This is a genomic window from Corallococcus sp. CA049B, from assembly GCF_003611685.1.
Classification (GTDB): domain Bacteria; phylum Myxococcota; class Myxococcia; order Myxococcales; family Myxococcaceae; genus Corallococcus; species Corallococcus coralloides.
On sequence record NZ_RAWC01000008.1, the window covers coordinates 62,359 to 86,324 of the forward strand.

General features: G+C 69.3%; 17 protein-coding genes. 8 read left to right on the plus strand and 9 right to left on the minus strand.

Features of this window, described 5'->3' with window-relative positions; genetic code table 11:
• Window positions 1-42: 42 nt before the first annotated feature.
• Together D7W82_RS03065 and D7W82_RS03070 are read right to left on the minus strand one after the other, a co-directional pair.
• Complete coding sequence (locus D7W82_RS03065) at window positions 43-2,628, minus strand: hypothetical protein (protein WP_147439203.1); 2,586 nt, start codon at window positions 2,626-2,628, stop codon at window positions 43-45.
• Between the two features lie 267 nt (window positions 2,629-2,895).
• On the minus strand, window positions 2,896-3,492 hold the full coding sequence (locus D7W82_RS03070; RefSeq protein ID WP_120616879.1) for a macro domain-containing protein: 597 nt from the start codon (window positions 3,490-3,492) through the stop codon (window positions 2,896-2,898).
• A gap of 33 nt (window positions 3,493-3,525) precedes the next feature.
• Here D7W82_RS03070 and D7W82_RS03075 point away from each other — a divergent pair, with 33 nt between their 5' ends.
• From D7W82_RS03075 to D7W82_RS03085, 3 genes are all read left to right on the plus strand, one after another.
• Window positions 3,526-4,251, plus strand: a complete 726-nt coding sequence (locus D7W82_RS03075) for a S9 family peptidase (protein WP_120616880.1) — start codon at window positions 3,526-3,528, stop codon at window positions 4,249-4,251.
• A gap of 230 nt (window positions 4,252-4,481) precedes the next feature.
• On the plus strand, window positions 4,482-5,246 hold the full coding sequence (locus D7W82_RS03080; RefSeq protein ID WP_233587263.1) for a hypothetical protein: 765 nt from the start codon (window positions 4,482-4,484) through the stop codon (window positions 5,244-5,246).
• 166 nt (window positions 5,247-5,412) lie between these two features.
• Complete coding sequence (locus D7W82_RS03085) at window positions 5,413-6,030, plus strand: hypothetical protein (RefSeq protein ID WP_233587264.1); 618 nt, start codon at window positions 5,413-5,415, stop codon at window positions 6,028-6,030.
• A 67-nt stretch (window positions 6,031-6,097) separates the two neighbouring features.
• Here D7W82_RS03085 and D7W82_RS03090 read toward each other — a convergent pair whose 3' ends face one another.
• The 6 genes from D7W82_RS03090 to D7W82_RS03110 form a co-directional block, all read right to left on the minus strand.
• Window positions 6,098-7,933: a kelch repeat-containing protein gene (locus D7W82_RS03090; protein ID WP_370450924.1), complete on the minus strand. Its 1,836-nt coding sequence runs from the start codon at window positions 7,931-7,933 to the stop codon at window positions 6,098-6,100.
• Window positions 7,930-8,388, minus strand: coding sequence for a hypothetical protein (locus tag D7W82_RS42500; RefSeq protein ID WP_370450925.1), 459 nt, complete (start codon window positions 8,386-8,388; stop codon window positions 7,930-7,932). Before D7W82_RS42500 ends, D7W82_RS03090 begins: the two co-directional genes overlap by 4 nt.
• A 213-nt stretch (window positions 8,389-8,601) precedes the next feature.
• Window positions 8,602-10,635, minus strand: a complete 2,034-nt coding sequence (locus D7W82_RS03095; protein WP_120616883.1) for a zinc-dependent metalloprotease family protein — start codon at window positions 10,633-10,635, stop codon at window positions 8,602-8,604.
• Window positions 10,636-10,871: 236 nt separating this feature from the next.
• Window positions 10,872-11,372 carry a serine/threonine protein kinase gene (locus tag D7W82_RS03100; RefSeq protein WP_120616900.1) on the minus strand — a complete coding sequence of 167 codons (501 nt, stop codon included), beginning with the start codon at window positions 11,370-11,372 and terminating at the stop codon, window positions 10,872-10,874.
• 10 nt (window positions 11,373-11,382) lie between these two features.
• Window positions 11,383-12,276 (minus strand): DUF2381 family protein, encoded by an 894-nt coding sequence (locus D7W82_RS03105; protein ID WP_233587265.1) that lies wholly within the window; start codon window positions 12,274-12,276, stop codon window positions 11,383-11,385.
• A gap of 243 nt (window positions 12,277-12,519) precedes the next feature.
• Window positions 12,520-13,299: a hypothetical protein gene (locus D7W82_RS03110; RefSeq protein ID WP_120616885.1), complete on the minus strand. Its 780-nt coding sequence runs from the start codon at window positions 13,297-13,299 to the stop codon at window positions 12,520-12,522.
• A 168-nt stretch (window positions 13,300-13,467) separates the two neighbouring features.
• Between D7W82_RS03110 and D7W82_RS03115 the strand changes: the two genes are divergently transcribed.
• A complete protein-coding gene (locus D7W82_RS03115) occupies window positions 13,468-14,334 on the plus strand; it encodes a sugar phosphate isomerase/epimerase (RefSeq protein WP_158617578.1) in 867 nt (288 codons plus the stop codon).
• Here D7W82_RS03115 and D7W82_RS03120 read toward each other — a convergent pair.
• Complete coding sequence (locus tag D7W82_RS03120) at window positions 14,321-14,803, minus strand: hypothetical protein (protein ID WP_120616887.1); 483 nt, start codon at window positions 14,801-14,803, stop codon at window positions 14,321-14,323. The two genes, D7W82_RS03115 and D7W82_RS03120, sit on opposite strands and share 14 nt — an antisense overlap.
• 294 nt (window positions 14,804-15,097) lie before the next feature.
• Here D7W82_RS03120 and D7W82_RS03130 point away from each other — a divergent pair, with 294 nt between their 5' ends.
• The 4 genes from D7W82_RS03130 to D7W82_RS03145 all read left to right on the plus strand — a co-directional run bounded on the left by D7W82_RS03130 (window position 15,098) and on the right by D7W82_RS03145 (window position 23,852).
• The gene (locus tag D7W82_RS03130; protein WP_147439205.1) at window positions 15,098-17,527 is read left to right on the plus strand and encodes a DNRLRE domain-containing protein; all 2,430 of its coding nucleotides are present in this window, start codon (window positions 15,098-15,100) and stop codon (window positions 17,525-17,527) included.
• A gap of 320 nt (window positions 17,528-17,847) precedes the next feature.
• A complete protein-coding gene (locus D7W82_RS03135; RefSeq protein WP_120616890.1) occupies window positions 17,848-20,706 on the plus strand; it encodes an FG-GAP-like repeat-containing protein in 2,859 nt (952 codons plus the stop codon).
• A gap of 129 nt (window positions 20,707-20,835) precedes the next feature.
• Window positions 20,836-22,503 carry a sensor histidine kinase gene (locus D7W82_RS03140; protein ID WP_120616891.1) on the plus strand — a complete coding sequence of 556 codons (1,668 nt, stop codon included), beginning with the start codon at window positions 20,836-20,838 and terminating at the stop codon, window positions 22,501-22,503.
• Window positions 22,500-23,852: a sigma-54 dependent transcriptional regulator gene (locus D7W82_RS03145; RefSeq protein WP_120616892.1), complete on the plus strand. Its 1,353-nt coding sequence runs from the start codon at window positions 22,500-22,502 to the stop codon at window positions 23,850-23,852. The genes D7W82_RS03140 and D7W82_RS03145 overlap by 4 nt, the downstream gene beginning before the upstream one ends.
• The last annotated feature ends 114 nt before the right edge of the window (window positions 23,853-23,966 follow it).

Genomic DNA, 23,966 nt, shown 5'->3' on the forward strand with positions numbered 1-23,966 from the left:
CGCGAGGCGCCATCGCGCGATGGATTCAGCCGGGCGCGCCGCTCACGGGGTGAAGATCCCCGTCACGGTCATCGCCTTCGCCTCCGGGTAGCTGGACCGGAAGGGGTGGCCCTGGAAGTCGGCGTTACCGGAGGAGCGGGCCTCGATGATGGCGAAGTAGGACTTGCCCGACGTCAGGACGCCGGGGGGCAGCCGCAGGGACGTGCCCGCCGTGTACAACTGTGCCACCGGCCCGCCCGCGACCTGCGACGTGCGTCCCTGGGCGTTCACGAAGACCTCGTAGAGGTAGACCCCGTAGTGGGTCGCGGTGCCCACGGTGGGCGCCGTCCAGGCAAGGAGCGGCATCAGCCCCACGCCCGTCAGGTTCCCGGACGCGGCCTGCCCCGCCAGCGTCACCGCGCGCGCCGGGCTCAGCCGGGGCCCGACCGCGGACACCGCGAACGCGGGCATGACGTCATTGAACCCCACCGACAAACGCAAGGTCAGCGCCTGGGTCGCGCCCGGCGCCATCAACGCCACGTTGAAATGCGTCTGGACCATCCCCGCTTGCGCGAACCCCGGATAGGGATTGCCATAGGCGAACGAATAGACACGATTCGGGCTTCCCGCCGGCAGCGAGCAGGTCAGCAGGTCCGGCGCCAGCGCGTAGCCTGCCCGCGTGCCGTCGGGCACCGCGATGAAATACAGGTCGTGACGGACCACGGTGGCGGTGGGGTGCACCACGGTGCGCAGCGCCTCGAAGTCCGGGGAGCGCAGGTCCAGCGTGAGCACCTGGTCCTGCGGCAGCACGGTCATCGTGCCCGTGAAGCTCGCCGTGCTCCCCTGGGTGACCACCAGCGGCGCCGTGAAGGCACGGGTGGCTGCGTTGTAGGAGATGGGTGCGCCGTACGTCGAATCGGTCTTCGCGGAGAGCTGATGGAAGGTCACCGGGTCTCCCGCGCTGGCGTCCACCAGGACCGCGTTCTCCATGCCCGAATACCTCAGCGTCTGGGTCCACCGCTGGGCCCCCGCGCTGAGCGGCGTCCCCGACTGCACGAGCCCGTTCGTGCCCGCGGCGTAGAGCGCCGTGCCCGGGGAGTAGATCTCCATGAAGTCACTCCCCTGCCACGAAGCCAGGCCCTGGAGGTCCACGGAGAGGAACGTGCTCGAATTCGCGGCCACCCCGTCCGGACGCCCCTGGATGTCGCTGCCCAGGTCCGGAGCGCGCGAGGACGTCACCACGTACGCGCCGCCCACCCGCAGGGTGTAGGGCCCCTGGGGGACACCCGCGACCGTGAACGTGCCATCCGTCGCGCCCGTACCGGGGTAGACGAGGAACGTGCCGTCGCCCTGATCCACCATGGCCTCCACCGCCACGCCGGACAGGTCCTGTCCCCGCGTCACGGACGCATTCCCGGTGGTGAAGTAGCGGTGGTTCATCACGCCCTGCACAGCCGTGGCGCACGCGGGGCCCGTCCAGGTGAGGGAGAAGGTCCGCAGCGCCTCCAGCCCTTCCGCGTCCGTCACCCGGGCGCGCACCACCGGCGTCGCCTGCGCGTCGATGCACGCGGGGGCCGTCCAGGTGACCTCGCTGCCATCGGGGCTGGGGACCGGCGTGCCCAGGGTGCCCACCGGGGCTTCCCAGGCGAAGCCCAAGGCGGTGCCTTCCGGGTCCATGGCGCGGACGGTGAAATGCACCGAGCTGCCCGGGCCCACGGTGGTGGCCGACTGGGACGCGTCGGTGATGCGCGGCAGCGCGTTGGGTGACACCGGCGCGCCCACGCAGATGCCCAGGTGTCCCAGTCCCTGGCCGCCGCGGCCGTCCGTCACGCGCACGGTGAGCTGGCAGTTGGCGCAGGTGCTCTGCGCGGGCAGCGCCGTGGGGGTGAAGCGCGCGTTCGCGGTGCCCTCGTCCGTCCAGGTGCCCGCGCAGCTCGCGGTCCAGGCGTAGTGGAGGTTCGCCGCGGCGTCGTCGCTGTCCACGCCCTGGGCGCTCACGCCCATGGACTGGTGGGGGACCACCTGCGTCGGGAAGCCGGTCAGCGACACCACCTGCGGCCAGGCGTTGAACTGTCCGGACACCACGGCCCCACCCGTGTCCGCGCCCTCCACCACGATGGGGAAGCTCACCGCGGTGGACGCGCCCAGCGGATCCGCCACCGTCAGCGTCACCGTCTGCGAGCCCTCCACCATGGGGGCCGTCCAACGCGAGGACAGCGCCGAGGGGGTGTTGAAGGTGCCTGCCGTCGCGGTCCACACGTACGTGAGCACGTCCCCGGGGTTCGGGTCGGTGGCCGTGGCCCGCATGTCCACGAAGCCGCCCCGCTCCACGGACGAGCGCGACACCACCAGCGAGGTGATGACGGGGCCGGCGTTCTCGAAGTCGGGAGGCGGGTCCACCTGCTGAAGCAGGATGTTCACCTGGACCGTCTGGTTGGCGGTGATGGTGACGTCCGCCGCCTCGCCCCGGAAGAGGAGCCGCGCGTTCGCGTCATACGCGAAGGCCCGGAAGCGGCGCCCGGTGCCGGCGGGAAGCGGGCTCATGAGGACGGTCCACACCGAACCGTCCTGCGCCAACTGCACGGTGAGCTCCGGCTGTCCCGGGCCATCCACCGTGCCTTCAATCCAGACAGGCGACGTCTTCGTCAATGAAACACACAAGCCCGTCGCATGGGTCGAACAGCATGCTCACGCGGGCGCGGACCCTGCGTTTCCAGACAATGCCTCGATGCATGATTCCCCCTCTGGCGGAGGGGGCGAGAGCCCGGTGGCCACGCGTTCACCCCACCCCCACGGCGCGCGTTCTACCAAGCCATCTCAGACGGTCAATAGCCCCAGGAATCGCGGTCCGTCTGGCCTCACGGTGTCTCAAGCGACTCAAGCCATGGATTCACGCATGGGCGTTGAGCTTGATGTCTATACGGAGCGCATCGCGCGGTGCACGAGGTGGATGTCCCGGAAGGACGGGATGCGCGCGGGGTCAATGACGTGCATCAACGCCATCCGCATCTGGACGGCGCATCGCCGGACATCCATCCCGCCGATGCCGGTGCCGAGCCCCGGGCAGACCAGGGTGCGGATGACCGGAGCGCCCGCGGCCTGGTTGTGGCGCTTCACGGCGAGCAGGACGGCGCGGAACGCGAGATAGGCGTGGACCGTCTGCGCGACGCTCTCCGGGATGCGCATGGTCGGCGCGGCCACGAGGAACGGCCAGCGCGTGTCACCCGAGGGGACGACCACCGCGGCGCCGACGGGCAGCTCGCCGTGGTGCTCCGCCACGATGGCGCGCTGCACGGCCTCCTGGATCTGGAGGCCCAGGGTGTCACGGATCGCCAGGTCCAGTCCGCCATCCATGATGCCGAAGCTGTTGGCCGGACTGACCATGGCGTCCGCCGGAATGGCGAAGAAGTCCTCCTCCCGCACGGCGACGAAGTCGAACGGCTCGAAGGCTTCCGTCCAGGCCCGCACCAACTGCGGTGAGCGGTCGATGAGGTAGAGCTTCTCGAGGAGCATGGCCTGGGGTTTAACACTTGAAGGAGTCGGACCATGAACCTCCACACGTCGCGCTTCGTCCTGGCTCAAGCCCCCGTGCTGGGCGTCCACCAGGGGTCGAGGGCAGAAGCGCTCCGCCGGGGCGTGGTCCTCTTCTTCCACGGGCTGGGCGGGGGCAAGGAGGTCCACGAGCGCGAGCTGCGGCTCTTCGCGGACCAGGGACTCTTCGCGGTGGGGGTGGACGCCGTGGGACACGGCGAGCGCCGCTTCCCGGACTTCGACGCGCGCTTCGCCGAGGGGAACCCCCGCTGGATGGAGGAGTTCCTCGACGTGGTCGAGTCCACCGCGAGCGAGGTGTCCGCCCTGCTCGATGCGCTGGTGGAGGAGCACGGCGCCGACCCGGCTCGCCTGGGAGTCGGCGGTGTCTCCCTGGGCGGCTACATCACCTACGCGGCGCTCGTGCGGGAGCAGCGGCTGCGCGCCGCCGTGCCGCTCCTCGGCTCACCGGAGTGGGGCCTGCCCAGGCCGGCCAGCCCGCACCACCACCTGAAGCGCTTCTTCCCCACGGCCCTCTTCAGTCAGACCGGAGGGCAGGACGACGTGGTGCCTCCCGGCCCCGCGAAGGCGCTCCACGCGCGGCTGGAGCCCCTCTACGCCCAGGCCCCGGAGCGGCTGCGACACCGCGAGTTCCCGGAGTCCGGCCACATGATGCGAGAAGCGGACTGGCACGAGGCGACCCGCGACGCGGCGGACTGGCTGTCACACTTCCTCCTGCGCTGATGGCCGCGCCGCACGCGGCTTCGTACGCCTGGGGCCTGTGCTCGAAGCGCTCGCGTCCGGGTGTCTGGGAAGCCCTCATGCGGGAGGAGGCCTCGCTGGGAATCCGAGGCGGCATGACTCGCCTGTCAGCCATCCGCTGACCGCGGTGGCGCACCGCCTCCCCGCATCCTGCGCATAGCCACCCTGGCATGGTGGTTGCGTATGGGGTGTGCCACCACGACGGGGACCCCATGCCGCCACGTTTCATCTGCCTGCTCATGTTGTCGCTGGCCCTCCCTGGCGCCTCCGCCAGCGCCGGGGAGCCGGCGCCCGTGCCTCCTCCGGCATCCGTCCCGGGTTGGTTCGAGAACCCCACCCGCACGCGCGGACTGCTCGGTTCAACGGCGTTGCCGCTGCATGCGGGAGAGGGCTTCGTCGGACAACAGGCGCTCCTCGCCACCATCGCGGAGGTGGGGCTGAGCGAACAGGTGTCCGTGAGCGTGGCCACGGCCGCCTTTGTCTATTCGATGGGCCGCGCCTTCGACGACGTCCCCTTCAGCCTCGTGGGGGGCATCAAGGTTTCGCGGCCGCTGTCAGAGCGGCTGCACCTGGCGTTCGGCGTCCAGGGCGGCAGCTTCGACACCGGCCAATATCTGTTGGACACGCTCAACGGCATCTCGGTCTACGGCATCCTCACCTATGGGACACCCGACGCCCACGTGTCGCTCACGGTCCGGCCCTTCCTCGCCTGGGGGACCTACCACTCCGGAAGCCTGATGATCCTGCCCATGCTGGGCGGCTTCGTCCGGCTGGGAGAGCAGTGGGGCCTCGCGGGGGAGGTCGCGCTCTCACCGGTCGATGGCATCAGCGGCACGTTCGGCTTCGCGACGGCGGGCGCGCGGTTCATGGGGCGCCAGTGGTCCCTGGACCTGGGGCTCCTCGCCGAGCAGCAATGGAAGGACACGGACAATCCCTCCGTGCTCCCCGGGTTCTCGTTCCTGTTTCACTGGCGCTGAGCCAGCAGCGCACTGAGGGGAAATCATGGCACCACGTCTCATCTGCTTGCTCATGTTGTCGCTGGCCCTCCCTGGCGCTTCCGCCAGCGCCGGAGAGCCGGCTCCCGAACCGCCTCCGGCATCCGCCCCGGTTTGGTTCGAGAACCCCACCCGCACGCGCGGTCTGATGGGTTCAACGGCACTGCCGCTGCACGCGGGAGAGGGCTTCATCGGACAGCAGGCGTTCTTCTTCACCGTCGCGGAGGTGGGCCTGAGCGAGCGCGTGTCCGTGCACCTGGCCACGGCCGCTCCGTTCCAGCTGGTGTACACAGACACGTCCTTCAGCCTCATGGGGGGCATCAAGATCAGCACGCCGCTCACCGAAAAGCTGCATCTGGCGTTCGGCGTGCAAGGCGGCTCCTACGACAGCGACTTCCCGGGCTCGGGGGGGCTCCACAACGCCGTCGCCGCCTACGGCACCCTCACCTATGGGACGGCCGACGCGAACCTCTCCCTCACGTTCCAGCCCATCTACATCTGGGAGCGGGGCCGGAATGGGAGCGTGATGGTGCTGCCCATGGTGGGAGGCTTCCTGCGCGTCGGGGAGCACTGGGGCTTCGCGGGGGAGGTCGCCATCTCGCCGGTGGAGGCCATCGCGGACGCGTTCGCCTTCGCGACGGCGGGCGCGCGGTTCATGGGGCCTCGGTGGTCCGTGGACCTGGGGATCCTCGCCGGAACGCAGTTGCAGCAACAGGACACCCCTGCCTTCGCTCCCGGAGCCACCTTCCTGTATCACTGGCGCTGAGACGTGAAGACAGACGCGTCCCAGGCGGCGGGACGCGCCTTGCATCTCCCGGAGGCCCGGCGAGGGTTCAGGGCGTGTACAGCTCCGCCGTCGCGAGGGTCGTGGAGTCGAGGAGGCCCCCCACGATGAGGACCCTGCCATCCGGCAGCAGCGTCGCCAGCGCGCGCGTCCGGGGTTCAAGCATGGAGCCGGTTGCACTCCAGGTGCCCGACGTCGGGTCGTACAGCTCCGCCGTCGCGAGGCTGAAAGCAGGGGAGCCGGATCCTCCTGCAACGAGAACCCTGCCATCCGGCAGCAGCGTCGCCGGCGAATTCCAGCGCGCTTCGGTCATGGACCCCGTAGCGCTCCAGGTGCCCAACGTGGGGTCGTACAGCTCCGCCATCGCGAAGATGCTGGTGTAGTTGTTTCCCCCTGCGACGAGCACCTTGCCGTTGGGGAGAAGTGCCGCCGAATAAGCGAATCGCGGTTCGGCCAGGGAACCGGTAGCGCTCCAGGTGCCCGAGGCCGGGTCGTACAGCTCCGCCGTCGCGAGGACACCAGTACTGTAGTTACGGCCCCCCACCACGAGCACCTTGCCGTTGGGCAGCAGCGTCGCCGCGCAATCGAAGCAAGGGTCAGCCATGGATCCGGTAGGGATCCAGGTGCCCGAGGTCGGGTCGTACAGCTCCGCCTCCGGGTTGATGCTGCCCCCCACCACGAGGACCCTGCCGTCAGGCAGCAGTGTCGCCGTGTGTTCGGAGTGGGACTGGTTCATGGAACCGGTAGGGCTCCAGGTACCCGAAGCCGGGTCGTACAGCAGCGCCGTCGCAATGAAGCCGGCACCCTCGCCGAACCCCCCTGCAACGAGGACCTTGCCATCCGGCAGCAGTGTCGCCGTGTGGAGCCAGCGCTCCGCGGGCATGGAGCCGGTAGCACTCCAGGTGCCCGACGTCGGGTCGTACAGCTCCGCCGTCGCGAGGAAGTTCACGCCGTTGTATCCGCCGGCGGCGAGCACCTTGCCGTTGGGCAGCAGCGTCACCGTGTGGCCCCAGCGAGGGTCGAGCATGCTTCCCGTCGAGGCCCAGGTCCCCCCACAGGCCGGCAGCCCCGTCACGGTGAAGGTGCGGGTGTCGGTCAGGTTGAACGCGTTGGTGACGGTGGCGGTGATGGAAGGGGGCGTGTTGCCACAGGTGGGCGCTGTCCAGGTGATGCGGCTGCGGGTGGCGTCGCTGGCCGGCATCCCCAGCGAGCCGGCAGTGGCCTCCCAGGAGAAGGTCAGGGCGGAACCCTCCGGATCGCTGGCCACCACCTCGTAGGTGAGGACCTGGCCCGGTGAGGCCGTGTCCGACGAGCGGTAGGAGCGGATGATGACCGGGGGAAAGTGATTGGCCGGGGGCGAGTCGCTGACGCACACCGCGACGGTGCCGGTGTTCTGTCCGCCGCGCCCATCCGATACCGTGACAGTCAGACGGCAATTGTTGCAGGCGCCGGCGGGCAGCAGCGACGGGGTGAACCGAGCCGAGCGGGAGGAGGCGTTGGCCCAAGTGCCGGCGCAGGTAGCACTCCAAGCATAGGAGAGGCTGTCTCCGTCCGGGTCGGAAGCCGAGGCGGAGACAGACGTCGTCTCCCCGACGGCCAGCTGCGTGGGGCTGGCACTGAGCGCGGCCACCACGGGGGAACTGTTGAAGCAGATGGACAGGTTCGCCTCTCCCTCCCCGTCCGCGGTGACGTTGACCGCCAGCACGATGCTGGAGGACAGGCCGCGCGAGTCCGTCACGGTCAGCGTCAGGCTTTGAATGCCCGTGGAGACAGGCGCGGTCCACGAAGTGGCGGCAGCCGAGGGCGAGGAGAAGGAGCCCGCGGTGGCGGTCCAGGCGTAAGAGAGGGTATCGCCCGGATTGGGATCATGCGCGGCGGCCGTCAAGGAGATGGAGCCCCCCCCGCCACGGAGGTCGAGGAGGCCACCAGGGAGTCAATGACAGGCGCCTCATTGTCGAAGGGAGGCGGAGGGTCGACTTGCTGGAGCGTGATGGCGACGAGGACCATCTGGTCCGCGATGATGGTGACGCCGGTGGCGGAGCCCTCGAAGAGCCGCGTTCCGGAGGCGTCGAAGGCCTGAGCGAGAAAGGAGCGGTTGGGGCCCGCGGGAATGTTGCCAAGGATGCCGCCCCACACGCCCTGGGTGGGGGCCAGGTCCACGGTGACGGAAGGGATATCCGCCGCGCTGGAGGTGACGGAGACGCGGGAGACGGTGGAGGCAAGAGCCTGGGGCACGGAGACGGCGAACCGGGTCGCGCCGGTGTCGAGGGAAGAATCAGAGCAGCCCGCCAGCAGCGCCAGCGTGAGCCCCAGCAGCAGGGAGGTGGATGTCTGTTGCAATGAAACAACCTCCACGAGCGTGGCAGGCTCGCTGATTTCATGAAGGGGGGCAGCGACGGGCTGCCGAGAAGCATTGGGCATGGCAAGCGGTCGTGGCCATTGCCCCAACAGATTGCCGTCCGTCTCGTGGTGGACGAGACGGATATGGCTTTCCCGCGCCCGCGGAGAGGCAAGCGGTCCACGTTGGGATGAGCACGCGGACCGCCGCTTCCGTCAGCGCATGCTCGGGGTGGTGCCGACCACGTTCACCGTGGCCGTGGCGCTGGCAGCGATGCCGAAGTCCTCCTGATGGATGATCAGGTCCACGGTGTGCGCGCCACGCGCGCCCGGAGGCACGGACTTCGTCATCGTGAAGGTGTAGGCGCCGCCCGGAGGCAGGTTGACGCCCCAGTCGGACCAGGACGTGTCCCAGCCCTGCGGCAGGTTGGACCCAAAGTCGTACCAGACCCAATTGCACGAGGCGGAGTCGTTGTTGGTGACGCTCACCGTCCACGTGACGTCCGAGCCCGGGGCCGCCGTCACGGTCGCCGGCGAGAGCGACAGCGTGGGCGGCGTCGCGATGCAACGCTCGACGACCTCCACCGTGGCCGTGCCCTGCACGGTCTGGCTTCCCCGCGTGACGGTGACGCCCGCCGTGTAGGGCCCGGGCGGCGTGCTGTAGGGCACATACGTCTGGAGGCCCAGCGTGTCGGAGGTGGACGCAGCGACCGTGCGTTGCGCGGGCAGCGGGTCGGAGCCCCAACCCGAGGGGACGATGGCGGAGAGCTGGAAGGTGCTCGGCGCGCAGCCCACCGAGTCCCGATTGATCAACTCCAGCGCGAACTCCGGCCGCGCTCCGGGCCAGATGCTCGGCTCCAGGGGCGTCACCCGCACCTCGGGCACGGCCTGCACACAGGTCGTCGTGCGGTACTGGATGCTCACCGTCAGCCCCGCGGCCGTCGCCGCATCCACCGTGAGGGAGAGGTCGCTGTGCGGGTCGTTCCACGTCGTGCCCGGCAACAGGGCCGGGTCGCTCCAGGAGGGCGTCCCTGGCGTGAAGTCGAGCAGGTGGGTGCCGTCCCGCGCTTCCGCGTCCTCCAGGTGGATGAGCGCGCCTCCGAACACCTGGGACGCCAACGTCGGCTCGAAGAGCCCCACGGGCCGGCGGTACTCCAACCACAGCCAGTCATTGGCGCCAGCGCGCCGGCGCACCTTGAGCGCCTTGAGTCCACCGGACGCCACCACCGGCGCGAGCGTGAAGGTGCCGCCCGTGCCCTCCACCTGGGCCACCGCGGAGGGAGCCAGCCAGCCGATGCGCGCCTTGTGCGGCGCCGCGTAGTGGCCCAGGTTCCAATCGCCCATCGACGAGAAGAGGTCCCCATATTCGTCGATGACGCCCAGGGTGCCCGGCATGCCCAGCGGCTGCGTGCCGAAGTCGCGCGAGTTCGCGTGGTTCAGCGAGAGGTTGTGACCTGCCTCATGCGTCACCAGCTTCACGGCGGTGTCGTGGCTCGTCATCCAGTCCGCGACGAGCCAGGCCACGGAGGCCGTCACCGTGCCATCCGCCGTCACGACCTGTCCGCAGGACAAGGTGGCCTGCCCCGCGTAGGCACAACCCTGCGTGGGATTGGGGTGGACGATGAAGATGCGGTCGTACTGCCGGAAGTCCACGTCCGCGTCCGCCGCCCGCACGGCCGCGTCGCGCATGGCGTCCGTCTCCGAGCAGGAATAGGCGCGGTCCAGCGTGTACCAGCCCCGCACGTTGCCCGTGGTGGTGGTGCGGCCCTCGGACACCTCGCTCCAGTAGGTCGCCAGCGAGCGCTGCGTGGTGGAGAAGAACGCATCATGGATCCCCTGCGGAGTGGCCGCGGGCTGGGGCATGCCCGGGAAGGCCGCGAGGATGACGAGGCTGCGCTGCACCCCGGTGACGCCACACGCGTCCGAAGTGGCCTGCACGGCCGCGGCGTGGCGGTCCACCTCCACGCTCCGGGCCATGAAGCGGTGCTCGCCCTGGGTTCCGCGCAGCGTCACCCGCTGACCACTGCGCAACCCCTCCGGCGTTCCACCAGTGAAGGCCAGCGGCAGATGCCGCCCCCCGGCGACGAGGAAGTACTCCTCGCGTGAGGCCTTGAACGACGGCGCGTCCACGACCCGGACTTCGAGCTCGCCCTGGACCACCTGTTCACGGGTGGCGTCCTCTGGGATTGAAACCTGCGTGTTACAGGCCGCGAGCCACACGGCCGCGGCGATGAGCCACATGCGGGACATTTCCCCTCCGGCGAGCGGTGGTCCGGCGCGGGAGTGCCCCTGACGACCGCCGCGCGCGCCTTGTGCCCCCGGCCGCGCGCGTGCGCAATCCGTCACTCGAGGATGTCACGCGGATTTTGAAGAGGCTCCGCCCCCCTACCCCGCCTAAGTAGGTCGCCAAATGTTCCTGAACAAATTCAGAGCAGAGCAGTAACAGAGCAGGTGCTGCATTCGTCTCGGAACTTGTGGCTACCCACTTAGAGGAACTCGTCCACGATGAAGACGCCCCCGACGGAGAACTCAAGAACGGCTGTTCCAGGTAACGAATCGGGACGCTTCCGGAGCTGGTTCATCGCCGTCCGTGCCACCGCGCAGATGGGCACCCGCTGTGCGGCACCCGGCGGACGTGCCTCGTAGTAGCGGATGACCGCCTGTGGTCCGCTCGTCCAGACGTACCCATAAAGGCGCGTCGGTGACTCCAGCGTTCCCAGGTCATCGAGCAACACGCTCTCCACCCGACCCTCGTACAGGGTGATGGGCCGGGCATCCATCTGGTTCGCGTCGAGTTCGGCGGTCGCACCATCCCCCACGCCCAATCGCAGATAGCGCATCGCCTTGAGCGCTTCTTCCGGGCACTTCTCGGGCCCAGGGGTTCCATCGGGCCGAAGGCTCACCCGCCCTGTCGCGGAACCAGCGCAACCCACGATCAGGACGGCGAGGATGAGACCGCACGCGAACTCAAGCGTCCTGGAAACCATCCTGCGGCTCTTACTCACGCACAAGGCGAGGGTCCAGAACCACATAGCCATGGCGGAGGCCGTCATACCGGTAGATCTCCAGCATCAGGGTCTCCAGATGCCCTTTGGCATCGAGGAAGGCGCTCCGATCCACCACGAAGGCAAAGGTGCCCGACTGCCCCGCTTTGAGCAGAGCGTGTTCGGAACGGACAGCCACCGTTCGCGGCTCCTGGCTCTTCAGCGAGGACAGCTTCGCCCGGACCACTCGCCACGGACGATCCTCGCTCTGGTTCTTCACGGCGATCGTGACAGCAGCCTTGCCCTTGCCCGAGTAGAGCTTCATCGAAAGCTCGGAGTCCGCATCAACGGCGCTCCAAGACTTGAACAACCGGAAGGGAGTCTGCGCTCCGGCTCCTGAAGCCAGCAGCGCCGCCAGCGCGTGGTCCGCGGAGGTTTCCTCCTCACGCAACCGTGCGTTCTCCTGCTCCAACTCATTCTTCGCCCTGAGCGTGTGCGTCAGAACGGAAACCAGGGACCGATAGCTCTCCCGGTCCTTGAAGACGTCCACCTGCTGATCCGTCCAGCCGCCCTCCTCCGCAAAAGGCGGCCGCAGTAGGAACGACATCGCGGTCCCATCCGCGAGCGTCACGAGCAGGGGAACGCTTTCATCCGGCCCCAGGGCCCGAAGGGGCTCGATCACCACGCGCTTCTCCGCGACCACCAGCGGCTCGAAGCGCCCCTCCCATCCGAGCAGCTTCGTCTTCAGCGGGTCGCAGGGTTGCTCGAACCGAAGCACCGTGACGATTTGCCCCGACACGTGGATGCGATGGGCAGCGTCGTCCGGATGCTCCGACAGCACCAGGGTCCGGACCTGCGCCTTCTCTCGCGGTCCCGCCAGGGCAGGCGTGACCACGAGGGCGAACAAGACAACGAACCAGCCAAGTAGGGCGCTCCGCATCGAACCTGGACCCTACCCAAGCCACCCGTTCCACGCCAATCTTCCAGACTGGGCACATATGCAGAAGGAGTGCGCCCCGTCGCCGCATCCTTGAGCGACTTCCTGGAAAAGGCGCTCACTCAGTAGGTCGCCGAGTGTTCCTGAACGAATTCAGAGCAGAGCAGTAACAGAGCAGGTGCTGCATTCGTCTCGGAACTTGTGGCTACCTACTTAGCGAAGCTCCAGCTGGGCGCAGTTGGTGCAGTGACTCCAGCTGGAGTCCGCCTTGCTCTTGAAGTCGACGACCGCTGCGTCCTTGAAGGGGCTGGTGTTGTCGTCGATGCGCAGGGTGACGGGCTTGCCGCCCAGGCGCACCTGCACCTTGTAGCGGCCGACGGGCACGTCCTTCATCGCCCCGTCCTTGTCGGGCTTGAGGGTGAGCTTCTTGCCCGCGCTGCCGTCGATGAGCGGCCCCACTGGCTCCAGCTGCACCTCCAGGTTCGGGTACTGGTCATCGCGGAAGCTGGACTCGTAGGTGGTGACCACCTTCAGCGTGCCGCCGTAGAAGCCGCCGCCCTGCTCGTTGGGGATGGCGCCCGACAGCTTCCAGGAGAAGTTGCGCACGCCGCCGTCATTGCCCGCGACGAACTTGGGATTGTCCGGGTGCAGCGGCAGGGTGAAGGTGTCTCCGTTGTACTTGCGCTCCACCATCCCGAAGACGCGCCAGCCCCCGGGGCCGCACGACACCGAGTACTTGCCGGAGCCGTCCGTGAGCGCCTTCTTGTCGGTGTCGTCGTAGGTGGCGGTGGCGTGGTCCGTGTTGAGCGCGTCGTTGTGGTTGTAGACGTCCAGGATGATCTTCGCCCCGGACAGCGGGCGGCCCTGGGTATCCACCGCCTTGCCTTGGATGACGTGGGCCTTGGCCCCCTCGGCGGAGGCCTGGCTGCAGGCGCCCAGCCCCGAGGCCAGGGCGAGCAGCGTGGGGACGGTGATGCGGCGCAGTGCGGTCATGGGTTCTTCTCCTTCACCTCGGGCGGCCACGTGGACAACAACAACACCGGGGAATGAACTGTTTCAGCGGTGGCGGCAATCCTGCCCCAACCCGCCCTGGTTCGCGGCCCGGAAATGGCCGACGATGGGAAGCTGTTGCACAGGCTCCACTGCAAGGCACCTTTGCGTATGAAGTGGCTCGCGCCCGTCCTGCTCCTGGCCTCCGTGGGCTGCGCCGAGCCACGGCGCTCGGAGCCGCCTGATGCTCCGCTCGGTGCGTTCCACTTCACGCTGGAGTCGCGGCCGGTCGCCGCGCAGGTGGAGCTGCTCGACTCGCTCGGCTACTCCGGGGTGACGCTGTTCTGGCCGGGCCGCGAGGCCTTTGACAGCTTCGCCCGCCAGCCCGCGGTGGAGGCGGGACGGGTGCGGCTTCCCGCCGTCCTCTTCGTCCTGCCCTTCGACACGGCCTGGGACCGCGAGGCGCTGAACGAAATCCTGGCGGCGCTCGCCCCCAGGCGGACCGCGCTCTGGCTCATCCTGAGCGGGCCGCGGGACGCGAAGACGGCCATGGTCGCCTCGGTTCGTGACGTGGTGGACCTGGCCACCGCGCACGGCGTGGACGTCGTCCTCTACCCGCATGACGGAGAGGCCATCGAGACCGTCGAGGAGTCGCTCGCCCTGATGGCCGCGGTCGACCGTCCCCGGTTGAAGACCTCGCTCCACCTCTGCCACGAGCTCAGGGCGGGGAACCGCGACCGGCTGGAGGAGGTCATCACCGCCGCCGCCCCCCAGCTCGCCCTCGTGAGCGTCCACGGCGCCGCGCGCGAGTTCGATTTGAACGCCCCCACCTGGTCCGAGGTCATCCAGCCGCTGGACCGGGGCGATTTCGACGTGGGGACCGGGTACCTGCTCCCCTTGCGCCGGGCCGGCTACGAGGGCCCCGTGCTGCTCCACACCTTCGGCATCGGGGACCCACCGGAGGAGCACTTCCGCCGCTCGATGCGGAAGTGGGGTGAGCTGTCGCGCTCGGTGGCGGACGCGCTCAGGGCTCGCTGAAGCCGCCGCGCACCCACGCGTTGGCGATGTCCCGGGTGAACTTGAAGTTCGCCGGCACGCGATGCTTCGCGACGGTCTCGCCAGCGTCGTCGATGGCCGAGAGCAGCGCGTGGGGGTCGTACTCATCGGGCACGAGCTCGAGCCGGACCTCGTACCAGCGGCCCTCCCAGGCGATGGAGAGCTTCTTGGTCATGGCCTGGTCGCGCTGCCGCGCGGAGCGGTCCAGGACCTCCGAGGCCGTCTTCACGAAGGTCGCGAACGCCGCCGCATCGAAGGGCTTGGGGTTCTTCTTGTCGCGGCCCATCACCCACGGGCTGATGAGGACGGGCTCGGGGATGCCCTGCTTGCGGATCTCCACGGCCCAGCCGTCGTCCTCCTCGTTCTTGATGACCCTGGCCGACCAGCCGTTCTTCCGCCAGAACGCAGGCTCCATGACCTCGGGCTCGGTGGGCGTGTGCTCATTGCTCATGGGCATTCCTCATACCCCTGATTGGCCTCGCGCGGTGCCGCCTTCAAGCCCGAACACGGCACGCCGGCCCTGGTACGCGCTCACCTGCTTCGCGACCGAGGGCCAGCGCATCCTCGTTGCCCTGGGAGGGAAGCGCGCCGCCTCACGGACGGAAGCGGACCGCCCGGACAAGGCGATTCGTTGCCACGCCTCGCGGCCATGCCCCGGACTTGCTGTTCGCCCATGTGCAACCGGGAGTGGCACCGGCCCTGCAATCGCAGTCCGTTGAAACATTCTCGACGGGAGCCGGGACCGATGGGCACGAGACGCGGGTGGCTGGGAGCGGCGGTGGCGCTGGTGGTGGGGTGCGGGCCAATGGAGCAGGCGGAGCGGGAGGACGGGCCGGACCCGGCCGCGCCCGCCGAGGCGTCCGACCTGGGCCACGCCGAGCTCGCGGCGACCACCACCACGCGCACCCTCACGGCATACGCGGACACGATGGCGGACGCCACCCAGCCGGACACCCGCTTCGGCTCCGCGCAGACGCTCTACGCGGATGCCTCGCCGCGGCGCCAGCCCTACCTGCGCTTCAACCTGTCGAGCATCAACGGGGTCATCACCTCCGCGAAGCTGCGGGTGTACGTGGTGGATGGCAGCAAGGACGGCCCGGCCGTCTACGGGGTGAATCCGAACTGGGGCGTCTCCACGCTCACCTGGAACAAGGCGCCAGCCGTCCTGACGCAGAAGCTGGCGGACGTGGGCGCGGTCTCCGCGGGCACGTGGGTGGATTACGACGTGTCCTCGTGGGTGAAGGCGAACGACTCCTACTATGCCTTCACGCTCGTCTCCACCACGAGCGACGGCACGGGCATCGAGGCGAATGACGCGCCGGGCAGCAACAACCCGCGTCTGGTCCTCACCGTTCAGGACTGCCCGGGTCCGGAGACGGATATCGTCCACCCCCACTTCGACACCTGGGTGTCCCAGGCGGAGCCCACGCGGCGCAACCCCGGCAGCAAGGCGCTCACGGCGGATGGCGACCCGGAGAGCGCGGCGTACCTGTCCTTCGATGTGGCCACGGGCGGGCGCACGCTGACGGGGGCGCGGCTGCGCGTCTTCGCGACGGGAGGAGGGACGGCGAACGCGCCGGCCGTTCACGCCACGACAAACTGGAGCGGCGAGGACTTCGACTGGACGGGCCGCCCGGCGGTGGCCCCCACCCCGCTGGCGGACAAGGGCAGCGTCAGCGGTGGAACCTGGGTGGAGTACGACGTGGGGGCGGCCCTCTCCGGAGACGGGCGCTACGGCTTCGGGCTTTTGCCCCAGAGCACGGACGGAATGACCTTCACCTCCATGGAGGGCCCGATCCTGCAATGGCCGCAGCTCGTCCTTTCGTACACGGCCTCGACGTGCGCGTACCGGGGGCTCAGCCGCGTGGGAGGCACCCTGGGGGCCAGCTGGCACATGTTCCACGGGGGCGATGAGCGGGTGGTCTCCACGGCGGCGACCTCTGACGGGGGCTGGGTGGCGCTCGGGTCATACGTGTCCAATGGCAGCGCCAATCCGCCCAACTTTGGAGGGGGCCCGTTGCCGGGCATCCAGGGCTTCGCGGTGACGCGTTACCTCGAGAACGGCGGGGTGGAGTGGAGCGTGGGCCATGCCGGCCAGATCATCCCGGCGGGACTCGCGGTGGCTCCGACGGGCCATATCCTCGTGGTGGGCCTCTACTACGGCGCACCGGACCTGGGCACGGGCCCGCTGCCGCAAACCACTGCAGCACGCCTCTTCGTGGCGCGGCTGACCCCGGACGGAGTCACGGAGTGGGTGCGGACCTTCGCCTCCACGTACAGCGGCCAGCAGGGCATGCTCAAGTCCACCAGCATCACCACGGATCCGGACGGTGCGCCCATCATCGCGGGCCGGTTCTTCGGTGAAGTGGACTTCGGCGGCGGGCCTCTGCGCTCGGACGGCTCGCAGGCGCAGGATGGCAGCGCCCTGTACCTGCTGAAGCTCGCGGCGGACGGCTCGCACGCGTGGTCGCGGAGCTTCGCGGCCGCGGATAGGGCCTCCCAGTTGGAGGTGGCGGCGGACAGCGCGGGCAACCTCTATCTCAGCGGCTCGGCGCTGGGCGGCACGGAGCTCGCCCCGAGCGGCAGCGGGCCCACGCCCTTCGTGGCGCGGCTCACCGCCGCGGGTGAGCAGGTGTGGACGCGCGCCTGGACCGGAGCCAACGGCGCCACCGTGGCGGTCGTTCCATACGGCGGCGACGTGTTCTTCAGCGGCACCTTCACGGGCACCTTCACCTTCGCGGGCACGACGTACACCCAGGTGCCCACCGACTACAGCGGCACGCCGGACGACCTGTTCCTGGGGCGGCTGAAGGCGGATGGCACCGACGTGTGGCTGAAGCACGTGGGCTCGCCGTACGGCGAGAGCGCCCGGGGGCTCACGGTCACCCGCAGCGGCACGGTGGTGCTGTGGGCACAGTCGAGCGGCCCGGTGAGCTTCGGGGGCGGCACGCTGCGGGGAGGCCCCATCTACGCGGGCTACTCGACGGCCGGCACCCACCGCTGGTCCCGCTACTTCCCACTCACCGGGCAGCCCATCGCGCTCACCACGGGGGAGCTCCTGTTGGGCACGACCCTGTGGTCCACGACCCAGGTGGATGGGGTGAGCTTCTCGTCCTACTCCTGGTACGGCACGACCTTCACGGACGACGCACTCTTCCTCCGGCTGCGGCCTTGACGCAGGCGTTGCCCCCGGGGCCGTGCGCAGCCAGTCCCGGGGGCAGCGTCCGCCGTGCGCGTCAAACGGGAATTGCTACGCCTTGTGCGCCAATGACACATGAAGTCGGTGAAGACATTCGCGCCCGGCCCGTCCACCACCGGCCTCCAACAATATAATACAAGCGGTGTCCCTGAACGGGATTCATGTCAGCACCGTGGCTTGGCCATCCAAAGACCCACCACGTTCGATTTTGACCCAGTTGCTGGAGTTCAAGGGAACTCAATATACACCGGCCAAATCCTGGCGCTGCCAGCCCATGCAGCGTGAACCGAGGAAGCATGGCCCCCGTGAAGCGAAGCAGGAAATCACTCATCTTGACCGCTGACGTCCGGCTGTCCGCCGTCTCTCTCTTCTTGATGACCGCCTGTGGCGGGACCCGGGAGGAGGGACAGCCCCCACTGGCCCAGGCCGCCGCGGCGGTCGCTGGCGAGTGCGTGGTCCAGCCGCCCTTCAATCCCAACTTCGAGCCGGAGCTGGAGTGGGCTTGGAGTGGAAGCACCATCCTGCCACAGCACAAGCAGGTCATGATGACGCCCATCGTCGTGGAGGTGAACGGCGATGGCATCCCAGACGTCGTCTTCAGCTCCTTCGCGGGCGCCAACTACACGACGGATGGCGTCTTGCGTGCCATCAGCGGCGCGGACGGCAGCGAACTGTGGACCGTGACCGACCCGTCCCTGCGCGTGCGGGGAGCCGCGAGCGTGGCCGGCGCGGACATCGACGGTGACGGCCTGGTGGAGCTGTGCGCCATGCCATCGAGCGGCGGCGGCATCCTCTGCTTCGAGAACACCGGCGCGTTCAAGTTCCGGACGGAGGGAACGCTGAACAACTGGGGAGGCGTCTCGTTCTCGGACCTGGACGGCGATGGCTCCGTGGAGATAATCAACGGCAACCAGGTCTTCAGCAATACGGGCGTGCTGAAGTGGTCAGGGGTTGATGGCATGGGTGGCCAGTCCACGGGCCCCATCTCGTTCGCGGCGGACATTGACGGTGACGGCCTGCGGGAGGTGGTCAATGGCAGGGCCATCTACCGCCATGACGGCACGCTCAAGTGCAGGAACACGAACATCGGGCATGGACTGGCCGGCGTGGCCAACTTCGACAGCGATCCCCACGGAGAGGTCGTGGTGGTGTCCGCCGGTCGAGTCTCGCTGATGGATGACGACTGCACCCTGCTCTGGACCCAGGTCCTCCCCGGCGGCGGCAACGGTGGCGCGCCCAACATCGCCGACTTCGACGCGGACGGCCTGCCGGAGATCGGTGTGGCTGGCGCCACGCGGTACACCGTCTTCGAAACGAATGGCACCATCAAGTGGTCCAGCCCCGTCCAGGACGGGAGCTCGAACATGACGGGGTCGTCCACGTTCGACTTCGAAGGGGATGGGAAGGCGGAGGTGGTCTACGCCGACGAGGTCCGCCTGCGCATCTATGACGGTGCGACGGGCGCGGTGCGCTTCAGCGTGGCGCATGCCTCCGGGACGACCTACGAGAACCCGCTCATCGTCGACGTGGATGGTGACGACAACGCGGAGATCGTCGTCGCCTCAAACAACTACGGCTTCCCCGGTGCCACGGGCATCCGCGTGTTCCGCGACCGCACGGATGGCTGGGTGAACACCCGTCGCATCTGGAACCAGCACGCCTACTCCGTCACCCACATCAACGACGATGGCACCGTCCCCGCGAACCCCATCGATAACTGGCGGACCCCCGGGCTCAATACCTTCCGCTCCAACAGCCAGGGCAGCGGCTCCACCAACCCCTTCGCCGCCGCGGATGTGACGGTGACGGAGGTCAGCGCCGGGTGCGACCGGGCGACTGGAGCCCTCAGCCTCAACGCGCAGGTCTACAATCAGGGAGATGCCGCCGTCTCCGCCGGGCTGCCCGTCGCCTTCTACCAGGGCAATCCCGCCGCGGGCGGCACGCTGCTGGGCGTGGCCACCCTCTCCTCCGTGCTCACCGCGGGCCATGGCGCGGTCGCAACCCTCTTGCTCGCCTCCGCCCCGGGCGGGACCGCGGAGATCTGGGCCGTGGCGGACAGCGATGGCACGGGCGCCAGCCGGGAGACCGAGTGCGTGGAGACCAACAACAGCGGCAGCGCTCCCGTCAGTCTGGAGTGCTCCACCAACGTCCCGCCTGTCGCTGTCTGCAAGGACGTCACCGTCAGCGCCAGCGCCATCACCTGTAGCGCCCAGGCGAGCGTGGATGACGGAAGCCATGATCCAGACCTGCAGCCCTCGCCCCTCATCCTCACCCAGTCCCCCTCGGGTCCGTTCGGGCCAGGGAACCACACTGTCTCGTTGACGGTCTCCGACGGGCAGTCGAGCGACTCCTGCACGGCCACGGTCACCGTCGTCGACACCACGGCCCCCGTCATCACCTGTCCGGCCGAGCGCATCGTGGAGGCCACGGGCCCGGAGGGCGCCTTCGTCATTCCCGGGGAGGCCACCGGTTCAGACGCGTGTGGCGCGACCATCAGCGGCCCTTCCGCTGGAGCCTACCCCTTGGGGACCACGGCGGTGACGTACACCGCCACGGACGCAGCGGGCCTCAGCGCTTCCTGCACCACCGCCATCCACGTGGTGACCCACGACTCGGCGCCCCCTGAGCTCACCATGTGCAACATGCCGCGCTACACGTCGGCGGCGTTGATCAAGGCGTGTGGTTGGGCCACGCCCGGCGCCAGCGGTGCGGCCATCAGCGCGGTCCTGCTCACCATCGACGGTGGCGCTCCCCTGCGCCTCACGCCGGACCTCAGCGGCGGCCACGTCGTGAACTGGCTGGAGCTGCCCGAGGGCGAGCACACCATCACCCTCACCGTCATTGATACCAGTGGCGGCACCGCGACCCGGAGCATGGAGGTGACGGTGGACCGCACCGCGCCCGTCCTCCGGGTCCTCTCCCCCGCGCTCGACGTCCCCCAGCCCTGGGTGGTGGACATCCTCACGGAGGTCACGGACCTGACCCCGGTGCGGGTGACCGCCAACTGGATCCACACGGCGGACGTCGGCGCGGGGACGAACATCGCCTCTCACACGGTGGCCTTCTCGAGCCCCGGCTACAACGCCGTGCTCATTCAGGCCACGGACGCCGCCGGCAACACCTCGGAGCAGGTCATCCAGGTGCTCGTCCAGTAGTCCCGGACAACCGGGTCTCGCCCTCCTGGAGAGAGGGCGAGACTCGCGGACGTGTGTCGGCGAGGCGCTTTTCCACGCGGCCTTCACGAGCGAATGCCGTGCACGCCGAAATGTGTTGAAGATGGGCGCATGTCGCCGCCCCCGGCCCATCCGTCCCTGACCTCTCTCGTGCCCCCACCGGGCGAGCTGCTTCGCACGCAGCGAAAAGCGGGCCGGTCCGCCGTGGTCGGGCTGATGCTCCTCTGGGGCGCCGCCTTCGTGAGTCCCTTCGTGACCTACCAGGCGGACGTGAAGGCCGCGGAGGGAGAGCTCCTCGTCCACCTGTCGGACCGCGCGGGCCTCCAGGCCCAGGCGCTGGGCGCGCACCTGGGACTGCTGCGCGCGGAGCTGCAACGGCTCGCGGAGCACCCGGCGCTCAGACCCGAGGACGGAGCGGCGGGCCCCGAGGTGGCGCTCCTCGAGAATGCCTTCGGCCACACGTCCCTCTTCTCGGCGGGCGTCGCGCTGCTGTCCGCGGACGGCCAGCGCATCTGGAGCGACCCGGAGACCATGTCGCTCGGGCGAACACCGCTCCCGACGCGCCCGTGGTTCCGGCGGATGATGGAGCGGCGGGCCGCTTCGGTCGGACTGCTGGACGATGAAGGCGGTGGGCTCGTCGCGGTCGCGGTCCCCATCGTGCGCGACGAGCGTGTCGTGGGCCTCCTCGTGGGCGAGCTCGCGACGGCGAGCGAGCTGCTCCCGCCCCATCGCGGGGCGAACGAGTCCCTGGTCGCCCTGCTCGGCGAGCGCGGCCGGCTCCTGCTCCCGGCAACGCCCCCGCCGCTGCTGCGCCAGCCGGAGCTCGCCGCACGCCTCCGCCCGTTGGTGGAGACGCCCGGGGCCATCACGCTCGGAGGCACGCGGCTGCTCGGCGCGGCGGCGCTCGTTCCCGGCACCGAGATGCTGCTCGCCGTGCTCGAGGACGAGGCGAGGGATCGCGAGCTGCTCAAGCGCCGCTACCTCGGGCAGCTCGGCTTCCACACCGCGCTGCTCGGCGGCGTGCTCCTGCTCTTCACGGTGCTCCTGCGCCGCTCCTACCGTTCGCTGATGGCCGCCGAGGAGCAACTGCGGCGCCAGGAGACGATGGCGGCGCTCGGCACGGCCTCCTCGCTCATCGCCCACGAGGTGAAGAACGCGCTCAACAGCATGCAGGCCGCGCTCAGCATGATCCGCGCGAAGGGAGGCGAAACGACCCTGCCCGTCCAGGCGCTGCGCTCCCAGGCGGACCGGCTCGGCCACCTCGCCCGCTCCTTGCTGAGCTTCGCCTCCCCCCAGTCCACGCAGCGGCGCAGCTGCGAGATGCACCTGCTCGTCCAGGACGCGCTTCAAGCCGTGAAGCTCCTGCCGGAAGCAGCGGATGTCACCGTCGAGACCACGCTGCAGGAGGGACTCTTCGTGAAGGGGGACCCGACGCTGCTGGTCTCCGCTGTCGACAACCTCATCCGCAACGCCGTCGAAGCCGGCGCCGTAGCCCATGACACAGGGCAGCAGCCCACACCTCGCGTCCAGGTCCAGCTCCTGCGCGAAGGCGCGGAGGTGGTGCTCGTCGTGGAGGACAACGCGGGGGGAGTGCCCCTGGCCTTCGAGCCCAGGCTCTGGGAGCCCTTCGCGGTGGGCCGGTCGAAGGGGATTGGCCTGGGGCTTCCGATGGTGCGCACGGCCATCCGCGCGCATGATGGCGGAAGCGTTTCCTACACACGCGTGTCCGGAGGCAGCCGCTTCACGGTTCGCCTTCCGCTCGAGAAAATGGCTTCATGAGCACCTCCCTGCTGCTCGTCGATGACGACAGGACCTTCTCCTCGCTCGCGGCCTCCATGCTGAGCCAGGAGGGCTTCCGCGTCCGGGTCGCACGCTCGCTGCATGAAACGCGCGTCGCGCTCGCCGCCGAGGCGCCCGACCTCGTCGTGCTGGACCGGAGGCTGCCGGACGGGGATGGGCTCGTCTTCCTGCCCGAGCTGCGGGCGCAGCTCCCGACGACCGTCGTGCTGATGGTGACCGCGCACGGCGATATCGAGAGCGCGGTCGAAGCCATCCGGGCGGGGGCTCGCGACTACCTGAGCAAGCCGGTCGAGATCGACGACCTGGTGATGCGCGCGCGCCGCGCGGCCAGCGACCTCCAGCTCCAGGAGCGGCTGCGCCAGGCCGAGAGCGTCCTCGAAGGACGGCATCGGCTGGCGGAGTCCCGCTCGCCGGCGATGCAGCGGACCCTCCAGATGCTGGAGCGGATCGCCACCACGCCGCGAAGTCCCGTCCTGCTGCTCGGGGAGACCGGGACGGGGAAGGCGGTGCTCGCCCGCCACCTCTACGCCCTGCGCCAGAAGCAGGGGGCCTTCGTGCAGATCAACTGCGCCGCGCTCCCGGACACGATGATGGAGAGCGAGCTCTTCGGTCACGAGCGCGGCGCCTTCACGGATGCGAAGACGGCCAGGCGCGGGCTCGTGGAGCTCGCGAGCGATGGGCTCCTCTTCCTCGACGAGGTGGGGGAGCTGCCGCTCGCGCTCCAGGCCAAGCTGCTCACCTTCCTCGACAAGGGGGCCTTCCGGCGGCTCGGTGGCATGACGGAGCTCACGAGCACCGCCCGGATTGTCGCCGCCACCAACAAGGACCTCGAAGCGGAGGTCACCGCCGGGCGCTTTCGCGAGGACCTCCTCTTCCGGCTGAGCGTGTTCCGGGTGGACGTGCCTCCCTTGCGCGAGCGTCGCGAGGATGTGCTGCCGCTCGCGCGGACGCTCGTGCAGGAGCTCTGCTCGGAGCTCGGCCGGCGCCCGGTCCCCTTCTCCCCCGCCGCGGAGGAGCGCCTGGTGAGCTATCCCTTCCCTGGCAATGTCCGGGAGCTGCGCAACGTGCTCGAGCGGGCGCTCGTGCTCGAGGTCGGGCCCGCGCTCGAGCTGCAGTCGCTCGCCAAGGGGGGCGGCGCACCGGCCGCGGTCGACCCCAATGCCTTCTCCGTGTCAGGCCCCCCCCGCCCGCTCGATGAAGTGGAGCGACTCTATGTCCGGCACGTGCTCGAGCAGCTTGGGGGCAGGCGCATGGAGGCGGCCCGCGCCCTGGGCCTGTCCTATCCGACCTTCCTCCGCCGCCTGGAGGAGAACCCGCCCTCGGAGTGAAGGACTTTAAAAATCGTTCATCGCCCGGGCCGCGGGCTTCAAGATTCTTTCATCGCCCCATCCGGAGGCGTCCCTCCCTCGACGGAAAGCGCCCGGAACTGACTGGCACAGCGA

Bases quoted from the DNA above. Each gene is read 5' to 3' on its own strand.
- D7W82_RS03070 (WP_120616879.1), bottom strand. From the start codon at position 3,492: ATGCTCCTCGAGAAGCTCTACCTCATCGACCGCTCACCGCAGTTGGTG.
- D7W82_RS03075 (WP_120616880.1), top strand. From the start codon at position 3,526: ATGAACCTCCACACGTCGCGCTTCGTCCTGGCTCAAGCCCCCGTGCTG.
- D7W82_RS03080 (WP_233587263.1), top strand. From the start codon at position 4,482: ATGCCGCCACGTTTCATCTGCCTGCTCATGTTGTCGCTGGCCCTCCCT.
- D7W82_RS03085 (WP_233587264.1), top strand. From the start codon at position 5,413: ATGGGTTCAACGGCACTGCCGCTGCACGCGGGAGAGGGCTTCATCGGA.
- D7W82_RS03095 (WP_120616883.1), bottom strand. From the start codon at position 10,635: ATGTCCCGCATGTGGCTCATCGCCGCGGCCGTGTGGCTCGCGGCCTGT.
- D7W82_RS03100 (WP_120616900.1), bottom strand. From the start codon at position 11,372: ATGGTTTCCAGGACGCTTGAGTTCGCGTGCGGTCTCATCCTCGCCGTC.
- D7W82_RS03110 (WP_120616885.1), bottom strand. From the start codon at position 13,299: ATGACCGCACTGCGCCGCATCACCGTCCCCACGCTGCTCGCCCTGGCC.
- D7W82_RS03115 (WP_158617578.1), top strand. From the start codon at position 13,468: ATGAAGTGGCTCGCGCCCGTCCTGCTCCTGGCCTCCGTGGGCTGCGCC.
- D7W82_RS03120 (WP_120616887.1), bottom strand. From the start codon at position 14,803: ATGAGCAATGAGCACACGCCCACCGAGCCCGAGGTCATGGAGCCTGCG.
- D7W82_RS03130 (WP_147439205.1), top strand. From the start codon at position 15,098: ATGGGCACGAGACGCGGGTGGCTGGGAGCGGCGGTGGCGCTGGTGGTG.
- D7W82_RS03135 (WP_120616890.1), top strand. From the start codon at position 17,848: ATGGCCCCCGTGAAGCGAAGCAGGAAATCACTCATCTTGACCGCTGAC.
- D7W82_RS03140 (WP_120616891.1), top strand. From the start codon at position 20,836: ATGTCGCCGCCCCCGGCCCATCCGTCCCTGACCTCTCTCGTGCCCCCA.
- D7W82_RS03145 (WP_120616892.1), top strand. From the start codon at position 22,500: ATGAGCACCTCCCTGCTGCTCGTCGATGACGACAGGACCTTCTCCTCG.